Genomic DNA, 23182 nt, shown 5'->3' with positions numbered 1-23182 from the left:
ATTCGCAAGCTCTCACCGAGAGATTTGGCGCATGAGGGAAGCAAGGCGAACGGCGACGGAACCGCGGCGCAAGCCCAAGCAGGAGCGCAGCCGCGAGCGGATCGACGCGATCCTTGCGACCACCATGCGGCTGATCGGCGAGAAGGGCATCGATGCGGTGACGATGAAGGAAGTCGGCGCGCTGGCCGGCGGGCCGATCGCCACGGTCTACCACTATTTCCCCAGCAAGTCGGCGATCCTCGCCATGCTCTACGACCGGTTTGCGGAAGAGAGCCGCGCGCGCTTCGCCACGATCATCGCCGAAATCCGCGGGCTGGATGACGTGACCACCGCCGCTGACCGTCTGCTCGACGACTATTGCAGCCGTGTCGCGGCTGATCCGGCCATCCAGGACCTGCAGAACGCCATCCAGGCCGACAAGGCCCTGCAGCATCTCGATATCGCCGAGACGCGGCGGCAGGCGGATATGTTCTGCACAAAGGTCGCGCCGATGCTGCGGGCCGACCAACGCGAGGCGTTTGGGCGTGTCGTGTTCCTGATCTTCCAGCTTGCCGGCGGCGTCGTGCGGCTGGCGCTGACCCAGGACGAGGCGGAGGGCCGGAGGACGATCGAAGACTATCGCTCGATCATCCATGCGCAGTTGCGGCTGTTTTTGTAGGGAAGTCTCGCAGCCCGCAAAAGCGCGGCGCTCACCCCCTCGGGGGACTTGCGTTAGACGACCTTGCGCATCAGGGCCTCGAAGCCGTCGGCCAGATGAGCGGCGCCGGCCGCGAACATCTTCACCAGGTTTTTCGGTCGTCCCGGCGTCTTGTTGGCATCGAGCAGGACGGCCTTGCCCTCGTGCATGACGAAATCGAATTTTCCGTAGTCGAAGCCGAGCTCGCGTCGCCGCTCACGCATCTCATCGGGGACAGGCACAGGCTCGCGCCGGATGGTTTCGGATGCCTTGACCAGGCTGTTCGGCGATACATAGCGGGTGCAACGTTCGTGCTCTCCGCAAAAAACCCAGAAACGCGCCGCGAAGCCGTCGTGTTCTTTCTCCGGAATGAATTTTTCCACGACGAGATCATCGCGCCCGAAGATGCCGTCCGGAACCTCACCCAGGGACGCGTAAACCTCATATGCCCGTTGGACCGGCACGTCCGGAAAAGGTGGCGATTTCCCCGCCCGCTTTGCTCGCCGATTCAGCAGCGTCTCCGGAATGCCCTGATTGTTGAGGTTGCTCTTGACGATCACGGGTCCTTGCCAGACCTCGCCGCTGCTTACCAGCGCCCCGCTGATCTTCCGTTTCGAAATGTCGGCCGCCCCGACATTGAGGCAGAACGGAAAACTTCCCGCATAATCGAGGTAGTCCGCGGATGTCGTCGTCGCATCGACATGCAGGACAGCGATATCGGCGTCGTGCCTCTTCGACAGCCCCTGCTGAATCCGGATCGAATGGCCTCGGCTTTTCAATTGTCCCAGAATATCGAAAAGCAGATAGGGACTTCCCCTGCGCAGCAGGATGTCGCGCTTGCCCAGGAACTGGTCATGCTCATGCGTTATGACAATGATACGCGCCACCAAGCCATCCCTCGTTTCCACCGCATTTACATTAAGCGGCTACTAGCGATTGAATCTAGAGTTTCCTTCCCGCGTCCGACGGATCTCCATGACAACACACTGGGACAATTATCATCGCCATTGGAACTCGCTCGAAGCGCCCCTGCGGCCGACCCCGGAGACGGTCGGCATTTTCGAGCGCGAGCTCGACCCGGGCGAAGCGGACGTTCTTCTGCTGGGCGTCACTCCGGAACTGGCCGGCCTCGGCAGGACCATGCTGGCGGTCGACGGGTCAGCGGCGATGGTTTCGGGCGTATGGCCGGGCGATGACGCCCGCCGCAGGGCGATAACCGGGAATTGGCTGGACCTTCCGATCGCCAGCGCCAGCGTCGGCGCAGTCATCGGCGATGGGTGCTTGACCGTCGTCGGTTCCGCCCGCGCACGCCATGGCCTTTTCGGCGAAGTCGCCCGGGTGCTGAAGCCCGGCGGGCGGGCAGCGATCCGTGTTTTCGCCGGTCCAGAGACATTCGAGGATTTGCCAAGCATCAAGGCCCAGGCGCTCGCCGGCGAGATCGGGAATTTCCACGCACTCAAATGGCGCATAGCGATGGCATGTGCAACGGACGATTGCGATCGCGCCATAGGTGTGCAGGCGATCCGTGACGCTTTCGACAATAACTTCCCGGACCGAGCAGCCCTTGCCGCGGCGTCGGGATGGAGCCTGTGCTCCATCGAAACAATCGATGTCTATGCGGGATCCGAAACGACCTATTGCTTCGCGACGCTGGCCATGCTGGTCGATGAGGCAAGAGACTGGTTCAGCGATGTGCGCGTCGTGCCGAGCGGCTCCTATCCGCTGGCCGAGCGTTGCCCGCTGCTGGTGCTGGGATCACCTTGCCAGGCGCTGCGATAGACGGCGATGCGGCAGGGCGGACGGCACATTCCGCAGCCGGACGAGCGGACGGGAAAAATTTCGCGCGATTGCCCCCTCCCGCGCGCCTTGACTCTGGCAGGCGGCCAGCCTATTTCAGCGCCACGTTAGCACTCGCCTTAGGTGAGTGCTAACTTATATCCGGCCTCGCCGGATGGAGGAACAGTTCTCACCGTTCTCATTCGAGGAAGAAAACATGGCAAAGTCCAAGTTCCGCCCGCTTCATGACCGCGTGGTCGTTCGCCGGGTCGAATCCGAATCCAAGACCGCCGGCGGGATCATCATCCCGGATACGGCGAAGGAGAAGCCGCAGGAAGGCGAGATCATCGCCGTGGGCTCCGGCGCCCGCGACGAAAGCGGCAAGCTCGTCCCGCTGGACGTCAAGGCCGGCGACCGCATCCTGTTCGGCAAGTGGTCGGGCACTGAAGTCAAGCTCAATGGCGAAGACCTTCTGATCATGAAGGAATCCGACATCATGGGCATCATCGGCTGAGCATCGGCCACACCATCAACTGAATCTTGAATCTGCGGGTTCGACCCGAACCCCTGCCAGGAGATTACAATGGCTGCAAAAGACGTAAAATTCTCCCGCGATGCCCGTGAGCGCATGCTGCGCGGCGTCAACATCCTCGCCGACGCGGTGAAGGTGACGCTCGGCCCGAAAGGCCGCAACGTCGTCATCGACAAGTCGTTCGGCGCCCCGCGCATCACCAAGGACGGCGTCACCGTCGCCAAGGAGATCGAACTCGAGGACAAGTTCGAGAACATGGGCGCGCAGATGGTGCGCGAGGTCGCTTCGAAGACCAACGACATCGCCGGCGACGGCACCACGACCGCGACGGTTCTGGCCCAGGCCATCGTCCAGGAAGGCAACAAGGCGGTTGCCGCCGGCATGAACCCGATGGACCTGAAGCGCGGCATTGACCTCGCCGTCGGTGAGGTTGTCGGCGCTCTCGGCAAGGCCGCCAAGAAGATCAAGACCTCCGAGGAAGTCGCTCAGGTCGGCACCATCTCGGCCAATGGCGACGAGTCGGTCGGCAAGATGATCGCGGAAGCGATGCAGAAGGTCGGCAACGAAGGCGTCATCACCGTCGAGGAAGCCAAGACCGCCGAGACCGAACTGGAAGTCGTCGAAGGCATGCAGTTCGACCGCGGCTACCTGTCGCCTTACTTCGTCACCAACGCCGACAAGATGGTCGCCGACCTGGAAGACGCCTACATCCTGCTGCACGAGAAGAAGCTCTCCAACCTGCAGGCCATGCTGCCGGTCCTGGAAGCCGTCGTTCAGACCTCGAAGCCGCTGCTCATCATCTCGGAAGACGTCGAAGGCGAGGCTCTGGCCACGCTGGTCGTCAACAAGCTGCGCGGTGGCCTGAAGATCGCCGCCGTCAAGGCGCCGGGCTTCGGTGACCGCCGCAAGGCCATGCTGGAAGACATCGCCATCCTCACCGGTGGCCAGGTCATCTCGGAAGACCTCGGCATCAAGCTCGAGAATGTCGGCCTCAACATGCTCGGCCGCGCCAAGAAGGTGTCGATCTCGAAGGAGAACACCACCATCGTCGACGGCGCCGGCAAGAAGGCCGAGATCCAGGGCCGCGTCGCCCAGATCAAGCAGCAGATCGAGGAGACCACCTCGGACTACGACAAGGAGAAGCTGCAGGAGCGTCTGGCCAAGCTCGCGGGCGGCGTCGCGGTGATCCGCGTCGGCGGCGCGACCGAGGTCGAGGTCAAGGAAAAGAAGGACCGCGTTGACGACGCGCTGAACGCGACCCGCGCGGCCGTGGAAGAAGGCATCGTCGCCGGCGGCGGCGTCGCCCTGCTGCGCGCCTCGGGCAACCTGAAGGCCACCGGCGCCAACTCCGACCAGGCTGCGGGCATCAACATCGTGCGTCGCGCGCTGCAGGCTCCGGCCCGCCAGATCGCGGCCAACGCCGGTGCGGAAGCCTCGATCGTTGCTGGCAAGATCCTCGAGAACAAGGGCGCGACCTTCGGCTTCAACGCCCAGACCGGCGAGTATGGTGACATGATCGCCATGGGCATCGTCGACCCGGTCAAGGTCGTGCGCACCGCTCTCCAGGACGCGGCTTCGGTCGCCGGCCTGCTGGTCACCACCGAAGCCATGATCGCCGAAGCTCCGAAGAAGGAAGCTGCCGGCGGTATGCCGGGCGGCATGCCCGGCGGCGGCATGGGCGGCATGGGCGGCATGGATTTCTAAGGAAATCCATAAGCACGCCCATCGACTGACAAATGCTCAAGCCCGTAAGCGGGCTTGAGTGGCGGCATGGATTTCCAAGGAAATCCATAAGCCCATCGACCAACAATGCTCAAGCCCGCAAGCGGGCTTGAGTGGCGGCATGGATTTCTAAGGAAGTCCAACCCGCTGCGGATACGGAAGGGCGGCAGAGATGCCGCCCTTTTTCGTGCCGCCCGGACAGCCCGCTTACCTGTCGGTCAGTGCCAGCTTGGCGCCAAGCATGACGAAGGCGCCGGCGAAGGTCCGGCGCATCCAGGTCAGCACCTTCGGGCGCGACACGACATGGCTGCGGACCGCAGCGGCGAACACGCCGTAGCCGGCAAAGACCAGGAAGGTCATCAGCATGAAGACGCCGCTGAGCTCCAGCATCTTCGCAAAAGCGTGCGGCTCGGTGGTGCTGACGAATTGCGGGAGGAAAGCAAAGAAGAAGATCGACAGCTTCGGGTTCAGGATGTTGATCAAGATGCCGGAGGTAATCACCTTGCCCGATGAGCGCGGCGCGGCCCTTTCGTCAACGCTCAAGCCGCCCTTCTCCTTCAGCGTGTTCCAGGCTATGTAGAGCAGATAGGCGACACCCAGATATTTCAGCGTCTCGAAGGCGACGGCGCTTGTGTGCAGCACGGCGGCGAGACCGGTGATGGCTGCGGCCATATGCGGAATGATGCCCAGCGTGCAGGCGAAGGCGGCGATGATCGAGGCTCGCGCGCCGCGCGAGAGACCGGCGCTGAGCGTGTAAAGAACGCCGGTACCGGGCGAAGCCACGATAATCAGCGACGTCAACAGGAATTCGATGCTCAAAGTATCCTCCACTGCCCTGCCCGCGCGCAACGTATCGGGGCTGATGGCGACGCACAAGCGCGGGCAAGACAGTGCGGCGTAGGAGCGGAGAAGCCGAGCGTCCTACGCTTTCTTGTCGGATTTGATGCGCATGTCGTCGGCGCCGGGAGGCTGCCGGACAAGCGGACAGTCGCGCGAGGTGCAGACCGAAAGTGTCCGCGCCAGGGATCTAGCCAGCCAAGGCGCGGACGATGGCGAAGCCCGCGCCGATCGCAAGCCCGGTGGCGAGGCCTTCAGCAATGCGAATGGCGAAGGCGCCGTAACGGCTCCGTAGCGTGGGCCGCGGGGCTTGCAGGAGGCGGGAAAGCTCATCGAGTGCCGTGTCCATGGTCGGAGTCTAGATCGGAACACGGCCGATGTGAATCCCCACCCTCATGGCGTCTTCGCACCAGTTCTTAGCGACTGCTAATCCAGGGAGAGGCCGATAGACCGCGGCACTGGCGGAGCTACAAGGGGCAGCCCATATGCCGCCCTCGCCATCAAGCAGTCGCCGCCACCAGGCATGCAGGCGCGGCAGACATGCGGGCGCGCTTCGTAGACCGTGCAGGCCACCTGCTTGCCGACATCGCCGCGAAGTGCGGCGCAGCGGCCGCCCTCGCAGCGCATGCCGGACTGGTCGGCGGCGACGAGCTTCTCAGGGATGCGCTCCAATTCGGCGTCCTCCTCCGTCGAGAAGCGCGGCCAATCGGCAGCATAGGCGCAGCAGGCGCCGCAGCTCCGGCAATCAAAGGCGGCAAAATGGTCGTGCGGCAAGGCAATCCTCATGTTGCGCGTGCCTCTAGCACGACCCGAGGAATGCACCCATGGCGGCCGCACAATTTTTTTCATTTTGCCGGGAACCTTTTCGCCGGCCCGCGATTTTATATCGGTCGTCAGCAGTTCATGAGAAATCGAGAAAGGTTGATGACAAAAGACGCCTCCCGCGCCGTAAAAAGCGCGAGAGGCGTTTTCTTTTGCAGCCCTCACATGATCACGCTCATCATGGGCAGCACCTCGTAGCGGAAGCCGCGGCCTGACCGAAGGACGGGATCGCCGTCGGTCACAGCTCGCGCCTCGGCCTCGGTGGCGACACGCAATATGCAGAGCCCCCAGGGACCCGCCGGATCGGCGACGGGGCCGGCAATCATCATCGTGCCGTGGCGCAGCTGACTGCGCAGATAGTCGGCGTGGTCGCCCATCAGCGCCCTCTCTTCCTCGGTCATGGTGAAGGCGAAATCCGGCCGCGGCGGGATCAGCCGGCAATGAAACACGGCCGGCGCATTGCGCCCTGCTTCTGCGGCGAGGAACCCGCCGAGCCAGCCAAGAACGCGCTCCCAGCCGGAACCGTGGCTGCGGCAGGACTCCTGGCGCGGGCCGAAGCCGTCATGGCGCAGGGTCAGCCGCGTGCCCTCCTCCACCGCCTCCAGCGTGTAGGTGACGGTGGTGACGTTGTCGCCGTCCCACGGCGCCTTCCAGGTCATCACCAGCCGGTGCGGCGGCTCGACCTCGAGATATTCGCCTCCAACATGAAAATCCTGGCCGTCGGCGCTCTTGCCTTCCGAGCGCCAGGCGCCGCCCGGCCGGAGATCGGCGGTGTGCTTCGTCGTGCGGTACATGTCGTCCGCGCCCCACCAGAGCGGGATCTGGTCATCGGCGGTGATCGCGCGGAAGACCCGCTCGGGCGGCACCGCGATCGTCACGGTGGCAAGAATAGTACCGGCCGAAACGTCGGCGATCGCACGCGGTCTGTCATTGCTGGCCATCAGTCGTCCTCCAAATCGGCGCGCTCCAGATAGGATTTGAGATTGCCGAGGCTCTGCTGCCAGAAGTCGCGGTAAGGCAGGATCCAGTCGGCAACGTCCTTCAGTTCCGCCGGCTCCAGCCGGTAGACGCGTTCGCGACCCTGCCGCTGCTCGGAAACGACGTTGAGTTCTCGCAAGATCCTGAGATGCTTGGAAATGGCCGGCCGGCTCTGTGAGAAGGCGGACGCCAGCTCGTTGACCGGCGCCGGCCCCTTTCGCAAGCGGTCGAGGATGGCGCGCCGCGTCGGATCGGCAATGGCGCGAAAGACGGAACGGTCGGGATCAGCCTGCGGCATAATGCGTATCCATTTGGTTACGTATTATGCCGAAAAGTGCCCCCGGTCAATTCTTCCCAGGCGATGATCCAACACACCAGAATTCGGCGATTGTCCGGCCCAGCCTTCAGCTAGGCGGCGTGAGGCATGTTCCAGGTTCGTCGCTGGAAGCCTCGCGCGGCCGTTTGCTAGTCCTGCTCGTGCGGCCCGGGCTCCGGCCAAGGCTCCTTGGCCGCCTCGGCATACCAGTGCCGCATCGCCGGCGTTGCCAGCACGGCATCGACGTAGGCCCGGGTGACAGGCGCGAGCTCGCCGCCATAGGTGTCGAAGCGGGTGACGATCGGAGCGTACATGGCATCGGCCGCTGTGAAATGGCCGAACAGGAACGGACCGTCCTTGCCATATTGGTCGCGGCACTCGCGCCAGATCGTCTCGATTCTTGCCCGCTGCACCTCGCCCTCGGCGTCGAGTGGCTTGTGGGATTTCGGCCGGCGCAGGTTCATCGGCCAGCCGTAGCGCACCTCGCGAAAGCCGGAATGCATCTCTGTCGCCACCGAACGGGCCAAGGCGCGGGCGCCGAGCTCTTCCGGCCAAAGCCTTTTCTGCGGAAACAAGTCGGCAAGATATTCAAGTATCGCAAGGGTTTCCCAGACAATCCTGCCATTGTGGTCGAGCACGGGAACCAGCCCGGTCGGCGACACCTTGGCAAGGTTGGCCGCGGTCTCGGGCGTGCGCAGGCGCACGAAGCTCTCTTGAAAGGGAATCTCCAGATGCCTCATCGCTACCCATGGCCTGAGCGACCAGGATGAGAAGCACTTGTTGCCGATGTAAAGGGTGAATTCCGCCAAGATGGTTCCCCGGATTCAGCTTTGTGCGATCGCATAGCGAAGCAGACCAGGATGCGCCGGCCCGTTGGCCCGGCCCCGGCAGGAACCGCGAACCACACCAGCCCGTTTCTCTCGCGGATTGGATCTCCCGGAGACACGGAGATGGTGAACATAGATCAGGTTGCGGGCCTCGCCAAGCAGATCAGAGGCTCCATCCGGCAAGCCGTAGGCAGGGCTACGGGAAATCGCCGGATGCAGATCAAGGGTATGGCGGATACGGCCACAGGCAAGGTGCAGAAGGCCTGTGGCGACATGAAGGCCATGTGCAAAAAGGCGATGTGATTGGCGGCCCGTCGCGGTCACGTCTCAAGCGCCTTCGCAAAGGCATTGGTGAAGACGATCTCGCCGTGATCGCCGGTGGCCTCGCCAAGCACCACGTCCAGATTGTCATTGGTCACCCGAGCCAGCGCGAAGCCACCCAAATAGGCGGCTTTCGGCTTTGACCAGGTTCAGCCCATCGCGCTGGTAGATCATCGGCACCTCGTGCTGATGGCCGTGGAAGACGGCCACGACATTGTAGCCCTTGAGCACGCCAAGCAGCGCATGGCGGTCGCCGTCGCTCCACCAATGCGGCGCACCGCTTCCCTCATCACTAAAAGTGCGCTTTGCCGGATCCCAGCGCTCGATCGAGAAGGTGTCCCAGCCATAGTGCTGGAACAGGATCACTGGGCGCCCGTCGGCAGCATAGGTGGCAAGGTCCTGCTTCAGCCAGGGCAGGCCGCTCGGCGCGCCATGGCCGGTGTCGCCGGCAAAGCGATGCGTCTGGACCAGATGCAGGCCGCCCCAGTCCCAGGAGTAGCAGTCGGTGTCGATATCATAGTTCGTCGCCGGCACCGGCGGCTTGAAGAAAACGCCCGGGCGGTGGTTGACCTCGACATAGTCTCGCAATTCGCGCCGATACCAGTCGATATGCGGCGGCGAGCCGTTCTGGTCGAGATCGTGGTTGCCGAGCCCGACATAGACCGGCATGTGGACGCGATCAGGCCCGATGCCCTGCTGATAGCGCTGGCTGAACTGGAGAAGCTGCGTGCCCTCGCTGGGCTCCGTGACCTGGCCGCCGCCGTCGTCGGTGATGTCGCCGCCGGTGACGAGGCCGAGCGGCGTGCCGATGCGGGCGCCGGCCGAATGCAGGCCAGTGGCGACACCGTTGATCTCGGCCGGCCATTGCTTGTCGGCGAGCGCGTTCAACGCGGCGACGTTGCGGAGCAGCGCGGCATCGGTCTTGCCTTCCTGCAGGCAATTGGGGCTGAGCCCACTCGCCATGCGGCAGGCGTGGATGTCGGCGATAAACAGGAAGGTGGCATCGATCGGCTGGATGGCGCGTCCGGCCTGGCCAAGGGCGGCGCGCGGCGCTGCGCACAGGGCCGCAAGGCTTCCCATCTGTGAGAGGAAAGCGCGGCGCGAGACGGTTGCTGGCGAGCGGCGGTTCATCGTCGCGCGATTGAACATTCTCGGCGTCGTTTCGTCTAGTTGCTGCTCGGCAGACTTTTCACGCCGACAAACTGGAGTGGTTCAGTCTGGAGTTTCTCGGAGCTTTCTCAATACCCGCGTGGCTGCGATCACCGTCCCAAATGCCAATGCGGCAATGACAGCAGCAAGTGGCGTCATGCCAATCGTCAGGTGAGCCAATGCTCCGACAGCAAAGCTGATCGATTTCAGCCAACTGGGCAGGGATTGGCCGACCTGACTTTCGAGGATTACCTCGCCACCGAACAACAGGGCCAATTGAATGACAAACAGCCAGAATAGAGCTGCAAAGAATCCAAATTTTCTGCCAAAAAACACTCGTTCAAAGCCATACGGGATGGCGACCGCTACAAAAGATACGACCAGAAAGCGCATATGAACGAATTAGCATGGCGCGGCCGAATGTCATACCAGACGCGATTGTATTTTCCCCATCGGCGCCTGCCCCTGCGCGCTCTTGCAAGTTCTTAGGATATTCCCGGGTAGCGGTTCTCTGCTGGGAATTGCACGAATCAGATCAGAGCGGGTCAGCAATCATCGGAAGCTGAATCTCCTAGGTCGACAGTCCGGTCGCGCTCTGGCATTGCTCCCACAGCCATGCGGAAAGGGGACGCCATGAAAACCATCACAATCGGCATGACGCTCGCCATGCTAAGCCTTGCCGGCGCTGCGCAAGCCGCCGACTGCGTCGATGCAAAGTCGGCGAAGGCGGGTTTCGTGCTCGAAAAGCCCGGCATCCGCAGCGAGTTCCGGCCGGCGCCTGGCGGCATGGTGGCGGTCGCCAACAACTATCAGTCGCAGTCGCCGCAGACGCAGTACCTCTATGCCGGTCTGATCGAGGTGTTTCGCGACAGCGACACCGGAAGGCTGTCGATGATCCCGCTCGGCGACATCAAGAAGCTGTTTCCGCTGAAGGCCGGCGCCAAGAGCAAGACGCAGTTCGTGCGGCTGTCGACGAAGAAGACGCCGAAGGGCACCGAGACGCTGGCGCTCGCCGTGAAGGGCAAGGAAAGCTACAAGCTTGGCGATTGCAAATACACCGTGCTTGCGGTGAGCGAGACGATCACCGGCGATTCCGGAGCGGTGATCGACACCTTTACCGCACTCTATTCGCCCGACCTGCAGGCAGTGCTGGCGCGGCGCTATGACGAAGGCACCAGCGCTCAGAGCCAGGTGGGGTTCGAGACGATCAAGCCGCTGAAGGAGTGAGGCTCAACCTGGGTCGGTATCGAACCCGCCTTCCCCGCCGGCCTGACATGCGCCTGCCGTCCATGGCCCGATCGCTGTCGAGGTCGTCACGCCTCCGCATTCTGCAACGCCCCGGCGATCGCGCTGGCAATAAGAGCCGGGTCCTCCCAGTGCGGGTTATGACCGCAATCCTGCGCCCAAATAAGACGTGAACCTGCCAGTGCCACTGCCAGCGCCTGTTGGTGCGTCTCGCTAAAAAGCGGATCGCAGGCGCCGGCAATGATCAGCGTCGGAGCACGTACGGCCCGGGCTGCCATGGTCAAATCGGTCCGGCGGATTTCTTCGAGAATGGCGCGCCAGCGCGCCGCCGGCATCGCCGAGGCGTCGTCGGCTAGCCTGCTGAGGAAGGCCGTCGGCACGCCGGGGCGGCAGGCATGCCACCAGTCGTAGAACGGATCGGCCGACGAGATCGGATCTCGCAGCGCCGCGACGCCAGCGACGAGGGCATGGTCCGGCGCGAAATCGGGCTTCAAAGTCCCGGCCATTACAACCAGCCGGCCGACCAGTTCCGAATGATGCGCTGCCAGCGCGATCGACACCATGGCCCCCAGCGAGTGGCCGACAACGATCGGCCGATCCAGCCGCAGGTCGCGGATCAGTCCGGCAATGTCCTCGGCGAAATCGGCGACGCCGCAGCCGTCGCCGGCCTGCGAGGCGCCATGGCCGCGCAAGTCAGGAATGACCAACCGGCGCCCGGAGAGATGCGACGCCAGCAACGAGAAGCTGCGGCTGGTATCGGTGAAGCCGTGGATGAGCAGCAGCGGCGGCTCCGAACCGGCGACCTCGACATAAGCGAGGTCGAGACCGCCGGCATCGGCGATCTGCTTGCGGGCGGCCCAGGCGCCCTGCTCGGCCTCCTGCTCCTCCAGGTCCAAAGGCGCCGGGCTCACAGTCCGAGCTTCTCCTTGACCGAGGCAAGACCGGGCTTGCCGTCGAAGGTGGTGACGTCTGCGAGCCACGCATCGAGGCGATCCTTGTGCAAGGTGATCGACTTCAACGCCCCCTCCTCCGGTTTCATCCCCTCATTGATGAGGTAGCCCATGCCGACATTTTCCATGTCGATGTCGAAGACCAGGTTCTTCAGGAACTGGGCGACGTTCGGGCATTCCTGCAGGTAGCCCTTGCGCACCTGAGTGGTCACCGTCGCGGCACCGAAATTCGGGCCGAAGAACTTGTCGCCACCGGTCAGGTATTTGAAGTCATACATGGTGTTCATCGGATGCGGCGCCCAGCCCTGGAAAACGATGAACTGCTTCTCCTTGATCTCGTAGCCGACCTCCGACAGCATGCCGGCTTCGCTGGACTCGACCACATGCCAGCCGTCGAGGCCAAATTGCGGATCGGCGATGGCGTCCATCATCAGTTGATTGGAACCGGGCTCGATGCCGTACATCTTCTTGCCGAACTTGTCGGCGAACTTGTGCAGGTCGGATAGGTCCTTGACTCCGGCGTCCCAGACATAGGTCGGCACGGCGAAAGTGTATTTGGCACCGACCAGGTTGACGCGCACATTCTCGATTGAACCGTCCTTCTTGTAAGGCTCGTAGTAGGTGACCATCGCCGGATCCCAGTAGCCGAGGAACAGATCCAGGTCTTTGTTCTTCATGCCTTCGTAGATGACGTTGATGCCGAGCACCTCGCTCTGCGGCTCGTAGCCGAGAGCCTGGAGCAGCACCTTTGCCACGCCCGTGGTGAAGGCAAGATCATTCCAGCCGGGCTCCGCCATGCGAACTATCTTGCAGCCCTCGACCTCGGCGGCCCCGGCCGTTTGGGGCGCCAGCATTAGCGCCGTGGCACAGATGCCATTCGCAAGCATGCGCAACATTCCGTTCTCCTCTCTTTGATCGCTTTTTGATCTTTGATCGCTTTTTTGACCTTTCGGTCATTATATTGTCCGATCGGTCAATCATTGATCTGAGCGGGCGAAGATGTCAACATGGATTCGCATGCATGGATCGGCCCGGTGAAACTCACACGTCTCAGCGACATACGCCGCAAGGAGTTGCGGCAAGCGGCTTTCGCCGTTCTGGAGCGGGAAGGCATCGCCGGCGCGACGCTGGAAAAGGTAGCTGCGCAGGCCGGCGCCTCGAAAGGCATCGTGCTGCACTATTTCCGCAACAAGCAGGAGCTGTTCGAGCACGCGATGCGCGAGGCCAATGCCGTGCTGTGCAACGCCGTGGTGGCGCGCCTCAAGCGGGCGCGAACGCCGATGGAGCGGCTGGACGCGGTGATCGAGGGTAATTTCGAGGAGCACCTGTTCCTGCCGCCGCTCTGCCATGCCTGGCTGTCGCTCTGCGCCGAGGTGCCGCGAGACGAGAAGCTGGCGCGCATCCAGAAGGTCATCCACGCGCGTATGCGCTCAAATCTGCTGTCCGGCCTGCGCGGCCTCGCCTCGCCCGAACTGGCTGACGAGATCGTGCTCGGCGTCACAGCACTGATCGACGGGCTGTGGCTCAGACTGGGCCTGCGGCCGGGCAGCGTCACGCGCGATCAGGCCGTTCGCCAGGTCAAGGATTTCGTCGCGGGTCGTCTTACCATACTACAGCCCGCGTCGGTCGGCCTGGCCACTGCCGGATAAAGTTCATACCCGGCGATAGGTGTCGCGCATTCCCACCTCATCGAGGATCCACGGATCGAAGCGCCGGCACAACGCACTCACATTCGCGGCGCCAGCTATAGACGCACAAACTCTTTCCTTCTCGTCTCATCGCGCTTCTGTCCTCGAATGGCATCCGGAAACCCGCAAGACCGTTCGCGATGTCCTCGCACAACTGTTCGCCATGTCCCCAGTCCAAACACCTCTCTGTGGGAGAAGGAAGCGGCGCCCCCCTTCAACCGATTCGCATCATCGCCGCCCGCAATCTCCGCTTGATGCCCTTTGTGCAACGCGATACGCCCTTGCGCAGATCACAGACCGGAGACCTCCCGTGAGCGCTGAAAAGACCAGAACCGAAACCGACACATTCGGTCCAATCGAGGTCGCGGCCGATCGTTACTGGGGCGCGCAGGCGCAGCGTTCGCTGGGCAACTTCCGGATCGGTTGGGAAAAGCAGCCGGCTTCAATCGTTCGCGCGCTCGGCATCGTCAAGCGCGCGGCGGCGGAGGTGAACATGGAACTGAAGCGGCTCGACCCGGAGATCGGCAATGCGATCGTCGAAGCGGCTCAGGAAGTCATCGACGGCAAACTCGACGATCACTTCCCGCTGGTGGTCTGGCAGACAGGCTCGGGCACGCAATCCAACATGAACGCCAACGAGGTGATCTCAAACCGGGCGATCGAGATGCTCGGCGGCGTCATGGGCTCGAAGAAGCCGGTGCATCCGAACGACCACGTCAATATGAGCCAGTCGTCGAACGATACCTATCCGACGGCCATGCACATCGCCTGCGCCGAGCGGGTGGCGCATCACCTGATCCCGGCGCTGCACCATTTGCACAAGGCGCTCGACGCCAAAGCCCGCGCCTTCAACCACATCATCAAGATCGGTCGCACCCACACGCAGGACGCCACGCCGCTCACTCTGGGCCAGGAATTCTCCGGTTATGCCGCGCAGGTCGCCTCCTCGATCAAGCGCATCGAGCTGACGCTGCCCGGCCTGCAGGAGCTGGCGCAGGGCGGCACCGCGGTCGGCACCGGCCTAAACGCGCCGGTCGGCTTTGCGGAAAAGGTGGCGGACCGGATCGCCGCCCTCACCGGCCTGTCGTTCGTCACTGCGCCGAACAAGTTCGAGGCGCTCGCGGCCCACGATTCCATGGTGTTCTCGCACGGCGCGATCAACGCGGCGGCTGCAGCGCTGTTCAAGATCGCCAACGACATCCGCCTGCTCGGCTCCGGGCCGCGCTCGGGCCTCGGCGAGCTCTCGCTGCCGGAAAACGAGCCGGGCTCCTCGATCATGCCGGGCAAGGTCAACCCGACCCAGTGCGAGGCGCTGACGCAGGTGTGCGTGCAGGTGTTCGGCAACAACGCCGCGCTCGCCTTCGCCGGCAGCCAGGGTCATTTCGAGCTGAATGTCTACAACCCGCTGATGGCCTACAACTTTCTGCAGTCGGTGCAGCTGCTTGCCGACGCCTCGGTCTCCTTCACCGACAATTGCGTCGTCGGCATCGAGGCGCGTGAAGACAACATCAAGGCGGCGCTCGAGCGCTCATTGATGCTGGTGACGGCGCTTGCGCCGACGATCGGCTACGACAATGCCGCCAAGATCGCCAAGACGGCGCACAAGAACGGCACCACGCTGCGTGAGGAAGCTTTGGCCACCGGACTGGTCAGCGAGGCCGACTACGACCGGCTGGTGCGGCCTGAAGACATGACGCATCCGGGATAACGACGCGGCACAAACGCGAGGCTGTGGCTTCGTCATCGCAGGGCGAAGCAGCCGCGAAGCGGCGTTGCGAAGACCCTGGGATCCTCTTGCTTCGCCCGTGGATGACGAAGCGAGATTTTTGCCCAGCACAATTTGCTCCTGCCGCCGAGTCGCACGACATGAATTTCGCGTCAGTTGCGTGACCGCGAGTACACAAAATCTGTGAACAATGTGTCGCCACATAGCCATCTTTGGTGAACAGTCTCCATCGTCTATCTGACTGGGGCATTCAACCCGTTCGGAGACCCGCCATGTCCATCAACACTTCCGCCGCTACCGCCGGCACAACGTCCAACAGTTCGACCACGATCCTGCTCGGCCGCATGCTGCTCGCCGTCATCTTCCTGCTTTCAGGCTTCGGCAAGCTGACCGCCATTTCCGGCACCGCCGCATATTTCGGCGGCCTCGGCCTGCCCTTGCCGACCGTGACCGCCGTTGTGGTGGGCCTGATCGAACTGCTCGGCGGCCTTGCCATTCTCGTCGGTTTCCAGACGCGGGCGGCTGCCTGGCTGCTCGCCATCTTCACCATCGCCACGGGACTGGTCGCTCACACCGGCTGGGCCGACCAGATGCAGATGATCCAGTTCCTCAAGAACCTGGCCATCACCGGCGGCTTCATCCTGCTCGCCTCCTCGGGCGCCGGCGCCTACTCGATCGACGCCAAGCGCGGCTGAACTACTCTCCCAAGGCTAAAGACGACAGCGCGGCGCGGAATTTTCCGCGCCGCTTTTTCGTTTTCTGGTTGCAGGCGTAAACTGCAATAAGCGCCGGTGTGAGTCGCGGCCGGCAAGGAGGTGCTCATGACCCGTAACGCACTGCTTCTTGTCTCGCGCCTTCTGCTTGCCGCGCTGTTCGTGCCGTCGGGGTTCCAGGCGCTGGCCAACATCGCCGGCACGACCAGCTATTTCGCCGGGCTCGGTCTGCCGCTGCCGACTTTGGCCGCCTGGGGCACCGGCCTGTTCGAACTCATCGCCGGATTGCTGATCCTGGTCGGCTTTCAGACGCGGATCGTGGCGCTGCTGCTTGCTGCCTTCTGTGTGATGGCCGGTTTCATCGGCCACTATGGGCAGGGCGCCGACGATGCGACGCTCGCGTTCATGCACCAGCAGATGCTGATGAAGGACATCGCCATTGCGGGCGGTTTCCTGGCGCTGGCCATGGCCGGCGCCGGCGCATGGTCGGCCGATGGACGTGGCGCCGGGATCGACGCGCAACTGACCTGACCCGGACCCGACCGAAACGCGCTATTTGACCGAAACGCTTGGCCCGCCCTCGACCGCCAGCACGAGGCGCCGGTTGGTGATGCGCGCCAGTTGCGCCAGCCGGCCAGCCGGGCGCTCGCCATAAAGGTCCGCGAGCCCAGGCGGCAGGACCAGCGCCAGCGCGCCGTTGGGGCGGTTTTCCCACTTCAGCCTCGGCATGACGCCCGGCATCGCCGCCGTCAGCAGGTAGACGACGCGCATCATCGCCGCCAGCACACGCGCGCGTTCCAGATAGCGCGGGGGCGCCAGCGCCTTGATCTCGGGCGCGACCCCCTCGTTGAAGATGCCGTCATGGCGATAGGCATTGGTGAGCGCCAGATAGGCGCGGCCGGGATGGTCGACGCCAATGAAGGAGGCATGCGCGATGATGTTGAGCGACTGCCTGCCCCGATATTCGGGATGCGCGCGCCAGCCAATGTCGGCGAGCAGGCAGGCGGCCTCGCGGTAGCGCGCTTCGTCTTCGGTCTCGTCGATGCCGAATGCCTTGAAAGCCTTGCCGGTCCATTCGACCAGATCATGCGCATGGTGAACCGAGCGCGAGCGCAGCAAGGCAAGCTCCTCCGCCGCCGAGATCAGCGGATCGGCCTTCTGCTCTGCCTGGTCGAGCAGCGAGTAGAGAAAACCCTCGCGCACGCCGAGCGCCGAGACGACGATCTTCGACGGCTGCATCACCGCCATGATCTCCTGCAGCACAACCGCGCCGTAAGGCAGCAGCGAGCGGCGGTTCTTGGACACGCCCTCGATGCCCTTCACCTTTTCGACCTCGCCCTTGGCCACCTGCTTCAGGAAGCTCTGGGCGCTATCGGCACCGATCTCGTAATGGTGCATCACGCCGAGCGGATAGTTGGTCATCTCCATGTGCAGCCGAGCAAGGTTTCGCCAGGTCCCGCCGACGGCGTAGAAGACCCTGCCCTGCCCGCTTTTGAGAAGCTTCGCCCGCGCCAACTCCTGGCGCGCGATCTTCTGGGCCTGAACAAGCGAGTTCTTCGCCATGTCCAGCAGGCGCAGGCCGCCGAGCGGCAGCGTGATGCCGTCGCCGATCGCCTCGCCGTTGATGTCGATCAGTTCCAGGCTGCCGCCGCCGAGGTCGCCGGCAATGCCGCTGGCCGGATGGAAGCCGCAGATGATGCCGAGAGCCGAATAGTAGGCCTCCTGGCGCCCGCTGAGCACGCGGATCTCTGTCTTCAGCACATCCTCGGCCCGGTGGATGAAGTCCGGGCCGTTGATCGCCTCGCGCGCGGCCGCCGTCGCCAGCACGTAGATGTGCTCGGCACCGGCCTGTTCGGAGAGCGCGCGAAAGCGGCGGAACTCCTCCATCGAACGCGTCACCGCCTCGGGATCGAGCTGACCGGTGGAAACGATGCCGCGGCCGAGACCGGCCAGCATCTTTTCATTGAACAATATGGTCGGCGAGCGCGCCAGCCCCTCATAGACGACGAGGCGGATCGAGTTCGATCCGATGTCGATGATGGACAGCGGCCGCCGGTCCTGGAGCCGGCCTTGGGAAGCTGAAATCACGCCGCGCCGTTCTTTTTGCGGCGCTTGAACTGGGCAATGCGCTTGGGCGCATGCGACTTCAGCGCATCGCCCCGTCCGGACAGGCTCGGATTGGTCATGAAATATTCCTGCGCGTTGAACGGCTCCTCGCCCTCTTCCAGCATGACGCGCCGGGAGGTCCCGTCAGCCAATACGTCGAAACTTTGCTGGTTGTCCATGACGTTGCCGAGCATGATCTGGCCAAGCACCTGTTCATGCACAGTTGGATTGGTGATCGGCACCAGGGTCTCGACGCGGCGGTCGAGGTTGCGCGGCATCATGTCGGCCGAGGAGATGTAGACGATCGCCTCGTCCGACGGCAGGCCGTGGCCGTTGCCGAAACAGAAGATGCGGCTGTGCTCTAGAAAGCGGCCGACGATCGACTTCACCCTGATGTTCTCGGACAGGCCCGGCACCTGCGGGCGCAGGCAGCAGATGCCGCGCACGACGAGGTCGACCTCGACGCCGGCGCGGCTGGCGTCATAAAGCGCGTCGATGACGATGGGGTCGACGAGCGCGTTCATCTTCATCCAGATGCGGGCTGGCCTGCCTTCCTGGGCATGGACTACTTCTTCCGCGATATGTTTCAGGATGCGCGTGCGCAGCGTGAAGGGCGACACGGCAAGCCGCATCTCCTCCGCGGGTTCGGCGTAGCCGGTGATGAAGTTGAAGAGCTGGGCGACGTCGCGCGCGATCGTAGCGTCGGTCGTGAAGAAGGACAGGTCGGTATAGATGCGGGCGGTAACCGGATGGTAGTTGCCGGTGCCCAGGTGCACGTAGTTGCGCAGCCTGCCGTCCTCGCGACGCACGATCAGCGACATCTTGGCGTGGGTCTTCAATTCCAGGAAGCCGAACACGACCTGAACGCCGGCCCGCTCGAGGTCGCGCGCCCAGCGGATGTTGGCCTCCTCGTCGAACCGCGCCTTGAGCTCGACAAGTGCCGTCACCGACTTGCCTGCCTCGGCAGCATCGACCAGCGCACGCACGATCGGACTGTCGTTGGAAGTGCGGTACAGTGTCTGCTTGATCGCCACCACTTCCGGGTCGGCCGCCGCCTGGCGCAGGAACTGCACGACGACGTCGAAGGATTCGTAGGGGTGATGGACGATGATGTCCTTCTCGCGGATGGCGGCGAAGCAATCGCCGCCATGCTCGCGGATGCGCTCCGGAAAGCGCGGATTGTAAGGGGTGAATTTGAGGTCGTCGCGCGGAACGGCGACGATCTCGGAAATCTGGCTGAGCGCCAGCGGACCGGTCAGCACGCTGATGCGGTTCGACGAGACGCCGAGCTCACCGGCGACGAATTCGCGCAGTTCGGACGGCATGGCCACATCGAATTCGATGCGGATGACGGAACCGCGCCGGCGGCGCTTCAGCGCCGTCTCGAACAGGCGCACCAGATCCTCCGACTCCTCTTCCACCTCGATATCGCTGTCGCGGATGATGCGGAACGTGCCGGAGCCCTTGACTTCGTAGCCGGGGAACAGCTTGCCGATGTAGAGGCCGACCGCCTCCTCGAGCGGGATGAAGCGGACGTGATGCTTGCGGTCGGGCAGACGGATGAAGCGCTTCAGCGCCACCGGCAGGCGCAGCAGCGCGCTCATTTGCTCGCCATTCTTGCGATGGCGCAGTTGCAGAGCCATCGAGAAGCCGAGATTGGGAATGAACGGGAACGGGTGCGCCGGGTCGATCGACAGCGGCGTCAGCACCGGGAACACCTGGTCCTGGAAATGCTCCTCCAGCCAGGCCTTCTCGTCCTTGCTGAGACCGTCGCGGGTGATGCTTTCGATGCCCTCCTTGTTGAGCAAATCCATCAGCGTCGACAGGCTTTTCTGCTGGTCCTCCTGCAGGCGCTCGACCTCGCGCAGCAACTGCTCGAGCTGCTGTTCGGGGGTGCGGCCATCCGGGCTCTTGAGCGCGATGCCCTCGCGCACCTGGCCGGCGAGGCCGGCGACACGCACCATGAAGAACTCGTCGAGATTGGCGGCCGAGATGGACAGGAAGCGCACGCGCTCGAGCAGCGGATGATGCGCGTTCAGCGATTCCTCGAGCACGCGGCGGTTGAACTGCAGCCAGGAAAATTCGCGGTTGACGAAACGGTCGGGATTGCCCCCCTCCGGGCTCGCCGCCTCGATGGTGATGAACTCGCTCTGTACCGGCTTCAGTTCGTTCATGGTTCCTCTTGCCCTGCCTTGGCTGCCTTGGCCGCATTTCCGCCACGCCAAGCGCTTCCGCTTGGCTGCAAACTCGTCAGGCCGGTTAACCGGCTCAACTTATCCTCTGACAGGGTTTTACGACAGTTTCATTTCATCGATCTTGCAAACTGGCGGGTTATGATCCAGATGCAAGCGGGCCGAAAATCAAGCCGAACCTATTGGAGACGACGATGGCAGGCGGTTCCATTCCCCATTTCCAGAACGACGCGGGCCATCCGGCGATCGATATCGGCGTCAAGGAGTTCATGTGCACGGGCGCCAATCCGCCCTTCGACCACCCGCATGTATTCCTCGACATGGGCGACGACAATGAGAAGGTCTGCCCCTATTGCTCGACGCTCTTCCGCTATTCGCCGAAGCTGAAGGCGACGGAAACGCAGCCCGCCGGCTGCCTCTATGTCGACCAGGCCGCCTGATCTCAGATCATGAATGACGGCTAGGCCATGAATGAGACGCGGTCCCGGCAGATCGTCATCGCGGGGGCCGGCGTCGCCGGGCTGACGGCTGCACTTGCCTTCGCACGCCGCGGTCATGCGGTCAGGATATTCGAGCAGGCAAAGACTCTCGAGGCCGCCGGAGCCGGCATCCAGCTTTCGCCCAACGCGACGCGCATCCTGCGCCAGCTCGGCGTTCTTGACCGCTTGCTGCCCAATGCCGTCAGGCCGGAAGCGGTGGTGTTGAAGGACGCCGCGAGCCTGCGCGAATTGGCGCGCGTGCCGTTGCGCGGGGCCAGCGAAGCCCGCTGGGGCGCGCCCTATCTCGTCGCGCACCGGGGCGACCTGCAGGCGGCGCTGCTTGGGGCCGTTGCCGAGCATCCCGACATAGAAATCGTCACCGGCGCGCGAGTAAGCGGCATTGCGGCAGCGCCGCAAGGCATAGCCGTGACTGCGGAAACGGACGGCCGGAAGATCGAGGCGGAGGGGCAGCTGCTGGTCGGCGCTGACGGCGTCTGGTCGTCGGTTCGAACGCAGCTTGCCGGCAGCGAGTCCGCTTTCCGGCGAAGCCGGTTCTCGGGCGAGCTTGCCTGGCGCGCCACGGTCCGCGCCGACAGCGCGGCCGGCGAGGCCTTTGCGGGGATCGGCGCGGGCGACTGCGTCACCACCTTCCTGCATCCCGGGTTCCATCTGGTGGCCTACCCCGTCAGCAAGGGCAGCGCCTTCAATCTCGCCGCCTTCACCAAGGGAGAGCGCATCGCCGAAAGCTGGTCCGGCCACGCCGACCCCGCGCTCCTCGCTGGCGCCATGCGCGGCACCGCGCCGTCGCTGACACGGCTTGTCGCCCTCGCGGGACCGTGGACGGCGTTTCCAATCCACACCGTCGAGCAGCGGCGCTGGACGGCCCAACGCGTCGCGCTGATCGGCGACGCGGCGCATGCGATGACGCCTTTTGCGGCGCAGGGCGCGGCGATGGCAATCGAAGACGCCGCGATGCTTGCCAGCCTGATCCCCGACCTTCCGGCCGACCTGCAGGAAAGCCTTTCTATCTGGGAAAATCTCAGGCGCCCACGCATCGAGAAAGTGCTCCGGCGCGGCGCGCTCAACCGGCTTGCCTGGCATGCCTGGGGCCCGGTGGCGATCGCCCGCAACCTGGTGCTGGCGACGCGGCCGGGAGAGAAGCTGGCCGCAGATCTGGACTGGCTTTATGGGTGGGAGGAGCGGAAGGTGGTGAGGTGAGCTTGAGATAGATGCCTGTCAACTGGTTTACGCCGGCGGGACAGGGGGGCGCGAAGGAATGAGGCGTTGGCAAATTTCTGGAAACAGCGCCCTCAATTGTGCAGGCGCATCGACAACCCGAGCGAGGCCGGCAGCGGGTTCCACCAGCCGGTGCGCAGGCCGGCCACACGCAGTGCGCCCGCTGTCCAGGTGTTGCAGCCGACAAGCGCGTTGAAATGGCCGTTGGCTTCGTAGAAGCGGTCGAACGCCGAATAGCCGGCATTGTCGAGGAGGATCGGTCCGTTCGGCCCCTGCTGAAAGCTCGCCGCGATGTAGTCGAGCAGTTCCGAAAAATGCTCCTCGTCGACGTCGAAGCCGGTGACGTCTGGATGTGGCTCCTTGATCGCGCTGGCGACATCGACATGCATCACCGACGCGTCTAGCGTCAGCGCCTTCAGGACCGGCACCGCCTTCAGCTCCGACCAAGTCGGCGTCTCCAGATAGAAGGCGCGGCCGCCCCAGCCAAAGACGAGATAGCGTACTTGCGGCGCGTCGGCGGGCAGGCCGTCAGCGGCTAGGAAATGGAAGCGCCGGCGCACATTGTCATCCACGGGAATAGCGATGTCGGTGTGGATCGGGTTTTTCAAAACCAGAATGTGCCTTCTACCCTCGCCCGCCGCCGCCGCGGGCCAGAGCGGCCGCGGGACCAGCGTGCCGAGCGTCCCGGCAAGTGCCGCCATGACAGCCAGCGTGGCGAGCAAGCGCAGCGCTCTTCTCATCGGTCGGGCGATCAAGACGAACCCGGCGCTTCCATCGCTTCTTTCGTGATTAGCCGAAGCCGTTCGTGACTTCGTCATCCTCAAGCTTGACCCGGGGCTTGACCCGAGGATCCATGCCTTGACCTTTGCCTTAGGGCCCCGCGGTGCGGAA

General features: G+C 63.7%; 25 protein-coding genes and 1 pseudogene. 12 read left to right on the top strand and 14 right to left on the bottom strand.

Annotated features, from left to right (window positions below; genetic code table 11):
- Positions 1-31: 31 nt before the first annotated feature.
- Positions 32-658 carry a TetR/AcrR family transcriptional regulator gene (locus EN818_RS28100; protein ID WP_095807713.1) on the top strand — a complete coding sequence of 209 codons (627 nt, stop codon included), beginning with the start codon at positions 32-34 and terminating at the stop codon, positions 656-658.
- A 53-nt stretch (positions 659-711) separates the two neighbouring features.
- Here the strand turns inward: EN818_RS28100 and EN818_RS28095 are convergent, their stop codons facing one another.
- On the bottom strand, positions 712-1563 hold the full coding sequence (locus EN818_RS28095) for a hypothetical protein (RefSeq protein ID WP_095807714.1): 852 nt from the start codon (positions 1561-1563) through the stop codon (positions 712-714).
- 88 nt (positions 1564-1651) lie between these two features.
- Here EN818_RS28095 and EN818_RS28090 point away from each other — a divergent pair, with 88 nt between their 5' ends.
- The 3 genes from EN818_RS28090 (at position 1652) to groL (ending at position 4688) form a co-directional block, all read left to right on the top strand.
- Complete coding sequence (locus tag EN818_RS28090) at positions 1652-2455, top strand: methyltransferase domain-containing protein (RefSeq protein WP_095807532.1); 804 nt, start codon at positions 1652-1654, stop codon at positions 2453-2455.
- Between the two features lie 214 nt (positions 2456-2669).
- The gene (gene groES, locus EN818_RS28085; protein WP_010915433.1) at positions 2670-2966 is read left to right on the top strand and encodes a co-chaperone GroES; all 297 of its coding nucleotides are present in this window, start codon (positions 2670-2672) and stop codon (positions 2964-2966) included.
- A gap of 69 nt (positions 2967-3035) precedes the next feature.
- The gene (groL, locus tag EN818_RS28080; protein WP_095807533.1) at positions 3036-4688 is read left to right on the top strand and encodes a chaperonin GroEL; all 1653 of its coding nucleotides are present in this window, start codon (positions 3036-3038) and stop codon (positions 4686-4688) included.
- A 225-nt stretch (positions 4689-4913) separates the two neighbouring features.
- Here groL and EN818_RS28075 read toward each other — a convergent pair whose 3' ends face one another.
- From EN818_RS28075 to EN818_RS28055, 6 genes are all read right to left on the bottom strand, one after another.
- Positions 4914-5525 (bottom strand): LysE family translocator, encoded by a 612-nt coding sequence (locus EN818_RS28075; RefSeq protein WP_095807534.1) that lies wholly within the window; start codon positions 5523-5525, stop codon positions 4914-4916.
- A gap of 208 nt (positions 5526-5733) precedes the next feature.
- Entirely contained in the window at positions 5734-5892 is a 159-nt protein-coding gene (locus EN818_RS32920; RefSeq protein ID WP_165349853.1) for a hypothetical protein, read from the bottom strand.
- Between the two features lie 77 nt (positions 5893-5969).
- Positions 5970-6329, bottom strand: a complete 360-nt coding sequence (locus tag EN818_RS28070) for a YkgJ family cysteine cluster protein (RefSeq protein ID WP_095807536.1) — start codon at positions 6327-6329, stop codon at positions 5970-5972.
- A gap of 197 nt (positions 6330-6526) precedes the next feature.
- Positions 6527-7306, bottom strand: coding sequence for an SRPBCC domain-containing protein (locus EN818_RS28065; protein ID WP_095807537.1), 780 nt, complete (start codon positions 7304-7306; stop codon positions 6527-6529).
- A complete protein-coding gene (locus EN818_RS28060) occupies positions 7306-7641 on the bottom strand; it encodes a metalloregulator ArsR/SmtB family transcription factor (RefSeq protein WP_095807538.1) in 336 nt (111 codons plus the stop codon). The genes EN818_RS28065 and EN818_RS28060 overlap by 1 nt, the downstream gene beginning before the upstream one ends.
- Before the next feature lie 167 nt (positions 7642-7808).
- Positions 7809-8468, bottom strand: coding sequence for a glutathione S-transferase family protein (locus EN818_RS28055; RefSeq protein ID WP_095807539.1), 660 nt, complete (start codon positions 8466-8468; stop codon positions 7809-7811).
- Between the two features lie 141 nt (positions 8469-8609).
- On the opposite strand from EN818_RS28055, the gene EN818_RS28050 reads away from it, so the two are divergent.
- Positions 8610-8789 carry a CsbD family protein gene (locus tag EN818_RS28050; RefSeq protein WP_095807540.1) on the top strand — a complete coding sequence of 60 codons (180 nt, stop codon included), beginning with the start codon at positions 8610-8612 and terminating at the stop codon, positions 8787-8789.
- A gap of 17 nt (positions 8790-8806) precedes the next feature.
- Here the strand turns inward: EN818_RS28050 and EN818_RS28045 are convergent.
- Together EN818_RS28045 and EN818_RS28040 are read right to left on the bottom strand one after the other, a co-directional pair.
- Positions 8807-9956, bottom strand: a pseudogene (locus EN818_RS28045) (metallophosphoesterase).
- A gap of 63 nt (positions 9957-10019) precedes the next feature.
- Complete coding sequence (locus EN818_RS28040) at positions 10020-10349, bottom strand: hypothetical protein (RefSeq protein ID WP_095807542.1); 330 nt, start codon at positions 10347-10349, stop codon at positions 10020-10022.
- 240 nt (positions 10350-10589) lie between these two features.
- On the opposite strand from EN818_RS28040, the gene EN818_RS28035 reads away from it, so the two are divergent.
- Positions 10590-11183: a hypothetical protein gene (locus EN818_RS28035; RefSeq protein ID WP_095807543.1), complete on the top strand. Its 594-nt coding sequence runs from the start codon at positions 10590-10592 to the stop codon at positions 11181-11183.
- 86 nt (positions 11184-11269) lie between these two features.
- Here the strand turns inward: EN818_RS28035 and EN818_RS28030 are convergent, their stop codons facing one another.
- Entirely contained in the window at positions 11270-12112 is an 843-nt protein-coding gene (locus tag EN818_RS28030; protein ID WP_245454795.1) for an alpha/beta hydrolase, read from the bottom strand.
- Positions 12109-13047: a choline ABC transporter substrate-binding protein gene (choX, locus tag EN818_RS28025; RefSeq protein WP_095807545.1), complete on the bottom strand. Its 939-nt coding sequence runs from the start codon at positions 13045-13047 to the stop codon at positions 12109-12111. The genes EN818_RS28030 and choX overlap by 4 nt, the downstream gene beginning before the upstream one ends.
- A gap of 138 nt (positions 13048-13185) precedes the next feature.
- Here choX and betI point away from each other — a divergent pair, with 138 nt between their 5' ends.
- From betI to EN818_RS28005, 4 genes are all read left to right on the top strand, one after another.
- Entirely contained in the window at positions 13186-13800 is a 615-nt protein-coding gene (gene betI, locus EN818_RS28020; RefSeq protein WP_095807715.1) for a transcriptional regulator BetI, read from the top strand.
- A gap of 349 nt (positions 13801-14149) precedes the next feature.
- Positions 14150-15547: a class II fumarate hydratase gene (gene fumC / locus EN818_RS28015; protein WP_095807546.1), complete on the top strand. Its 1398-nt coding sequence runs from the start codon at positions 14150-14152 to the stop codon at positions 15545-15547.
- A gap of 290 nt (positions 15548-15837) precedes the next feature.
- Positions 15838-16260, top strand: coding sequence for a DoxX family protein (locus EN818_RS28010; RefSeq protein WP_095807547.1), 423 nt, complete (start codon positions 15838-15840; stop codon positions 16258-16260).
- A 126-nt stretch (positions 16261-16386) separates the two neighbouring features.
- Positions 16387-16809, top strand: a complete 423-nt coding sequence (locus tag EN818_RS28005) for a DoxX family protein (protein ID WP_095807548.1) — start codon at positions 16387-16389, stop codon at positions 16807-16809.
- A 21-nt stretch (positions 16810-16830) separates the two neighbouring features.
- Here the strand turns inward: EN818_RS28005 and ppx are convergent, their stop codons facing one another.
- Together ppx and EN818_RS27995 are read right to left on the bottom strand one after the other, a co-directional pair.
- On the bottom strand, positions 16831-18366 hold the full coding sequence (ppx, locus tag EN818_RS28000; protein ID WP_095807549.1) for an exopolyphosphatase: 1536 nt from the start codon (positions 18364-18366) through the stop codon (positions 16831-16833).
- Entirely contained in the window at positions 18363-20558 is a 2196-nt protein-coding gene (locus tag EN818_RS27995) for an RNA degradosome polyphosphate kinase (protein WP_095807550.1), read from the bottom strand. The genes ppx and EN818_RS27995 overlap by 4 nt, the downstream gene beginning before the upstream one ends.
- Before the next feature lie 212 nt (positions 20559-20770).
- On the opposite strand from EN818_RS27995, the gene EN818_RS27990 reads away from it, so the two are divergent.
- On the top strand, positions 20771-21016 hold the full coding sequence (locus tag EN818_RS27990) for a zinc-finger domain-containing protein (RefSeq protein ID WP_095807716.1): 246 nt from the start codon (positions 20771-20773) through the stop codon (positions 21014-21016).
- Positions 21017-21043: 27 nt separating this feature from the next.
- Positions 21044-22273 carry an FAD-dependent monooxygenase gene (locus EN818_RS27985; RefSeq protein WP_095807551.1) on the top strand — a complete coding sequence of 410 codons (1230 nt, stop codon included), beginning with the start codon at positions 21044-21046 and terminating at the stop codon, positions 22271-22273.
- Positions 22274-22365: 92 nt separating this feature from the next.
- Here the strand turns inward: EN818_RS27985 and EN818_RS27980 are convergent, their stop codons facing one another.
- Positions 22366-23031 carry a TIGR02117 family protein gene (locus tag EN818_RS27980; protein WP_095807552.1) on the bottom strand — a complete coding sequence of 222 codons (666 nt, stop codon included), beginning with the start codon at positions 23029-23031 and terminating at the stop codon, positions 22366-22368.
- Between the last annotated feature and the right edge of the window lie 151 nt (positions 23032-23182).

It is taken from the genome of Mesorhizobium sp. M3A.F.Ca.ET.175.01.1.1 (assembly GCF_004791945.1).
Classification (GTDB): Bacteria; Pseudomonadota; Alphaproteobacteria; order Rhizobiales; family Rhizobiaceae; genus Mesorhizobium.
The sequence above is the reverse complement of the archived record's forward strand: the minus strand, read 5'-3'. Positions and strand labels throughout refer to the sequence as shown.

Excerpts from the sequence above, each read along its gene's own strand:
- EN818_RS28040 (WP_095807542.1), bottom strand. The coding sequence starts at position 10,349 with ATGCGCTTTCTGGTCGTATCTTTTGTAGCGGTCGCCATCCCGTATGGC.
- EN818_RS28070 (WP_095807536.1), bottom strand. The coding sequence starts at position 6,329 with ATGAGGATTGCCTTGCCGCACGACCATTTTGCCGCCTTTGATTGCCGG.
- EN818_RS28100 (WP_095807713.1), top strand. The coding sequence starts at position 32 with ATGAGGGAAGCAAGGCGAACGGCGACGGAACCGCGGCGCAAGCCCAAG.
- EN818_RS27980 (WP_095807552.1), bottom strand. The coding sequence starts at position 23,031 with ATGAGAAGAGCGCTGCGCTTGCTCGCCACGCTGGCTGTCATGGCGGCA.
- EN818_RS28090 (WP_095807532.1), top strand. The coding sequence starts at position 1,652 with ATGACAACACACTGGGACAATTATCATCGCCATTGGAACTCGCTCGAA.
- EN818_RS28065 (WP_095807537.1), bottom strand. The coding sequence starts at position 7,306 with ATGGCCAGCAATGACAGACCGCGTGCGATCGCCGACGTTTCGGCCGGT.
- EN818_RS27985 (WP_095807551.1), top strand. The coding sequence starts at position 21,044 with ATGAATGAGACGCGGTCCCGGCAGATCGTCATCGCGGGGGCCGGCGTC.
- EN818_RS28005 (WP_095807548.1), top strand. The coding sequence starts at position 16,387 with ATGACCCGTAACGCACTGCTTCTTGTCTCGCGCCTTCTGCTTGCCGCG.
- EN818_RS28060 (WP_095807538.1), bottom strand. The coding sequence starts at position 7,641 with ATGCCGCAGGCTGATCCCGACCGTTCCGTCTTTCGCGCCATTGCCGAT.
- EN818_RS27990 (WP_095807716.1), top strand. The coding sequence starts at position 20,771 with ATGGCAGGCGGTTCCATTCCCCATTTCCAGAACGACGCGGGCCATCCG.
- EN818_RS28035 (WP_095807543.1), top strand. The coding sequence starts at position 10,590 with ATGAAAACCATCACAATCGGCATGACGCTCGCCATGCTAAGCCTTGCC.
- EN818_RS32920 (WP_165349853.1), bottom strand. The coding sequence starts at position 5,892 with ATGGACACGGCACTCGATGAGCTTTCCCGCCTCCTGCAAGCCCCGCGG.
- choX (WP_095807545.1), bottom strand. The coding sequence starts at position 13,047 with ATGTTGCGCATGCTTGCGAATGGCATCTGTGCCACGGCGCTAATGCTG.
- groL (WP_095807533.1), top strand. The coding sequence starts at position 3,036 with ATGGCTGCAAAAGACGTAAAATTCTCCCGCGATGCCCGTGAGCGCATG.
- groES (WP_010915433.1), top strand. The coding sequence starts at position 2,670 with ATGGCAAAGTCCAAGTTCCGCCCGCTTCATGACCGCGTGGTCGTTCGC.
- EN818_RS28050 (WP_095807540.1), top strand. The coding sequence starts at position 8,610 with ATGGTGAACATAGATCAGGTTGCGGGCCTCGCCAAGCAGATCAGAGGC.
- EN818_RS28010 (WP_095807547.1), top strand. The coding sequence starts at position 15,838 with ATGTCCATCAACACTTCCGCCGCTACCGCCGGCACAACGTCCAACAGT.
- EN818_RS27995 (WP_095807550.1), bottom strand. The coding sequence starts at position 20,558 with ATGAACGAACTGAAGCCGGTACAGAGCGAGTTCATCACCATCGAGGCG.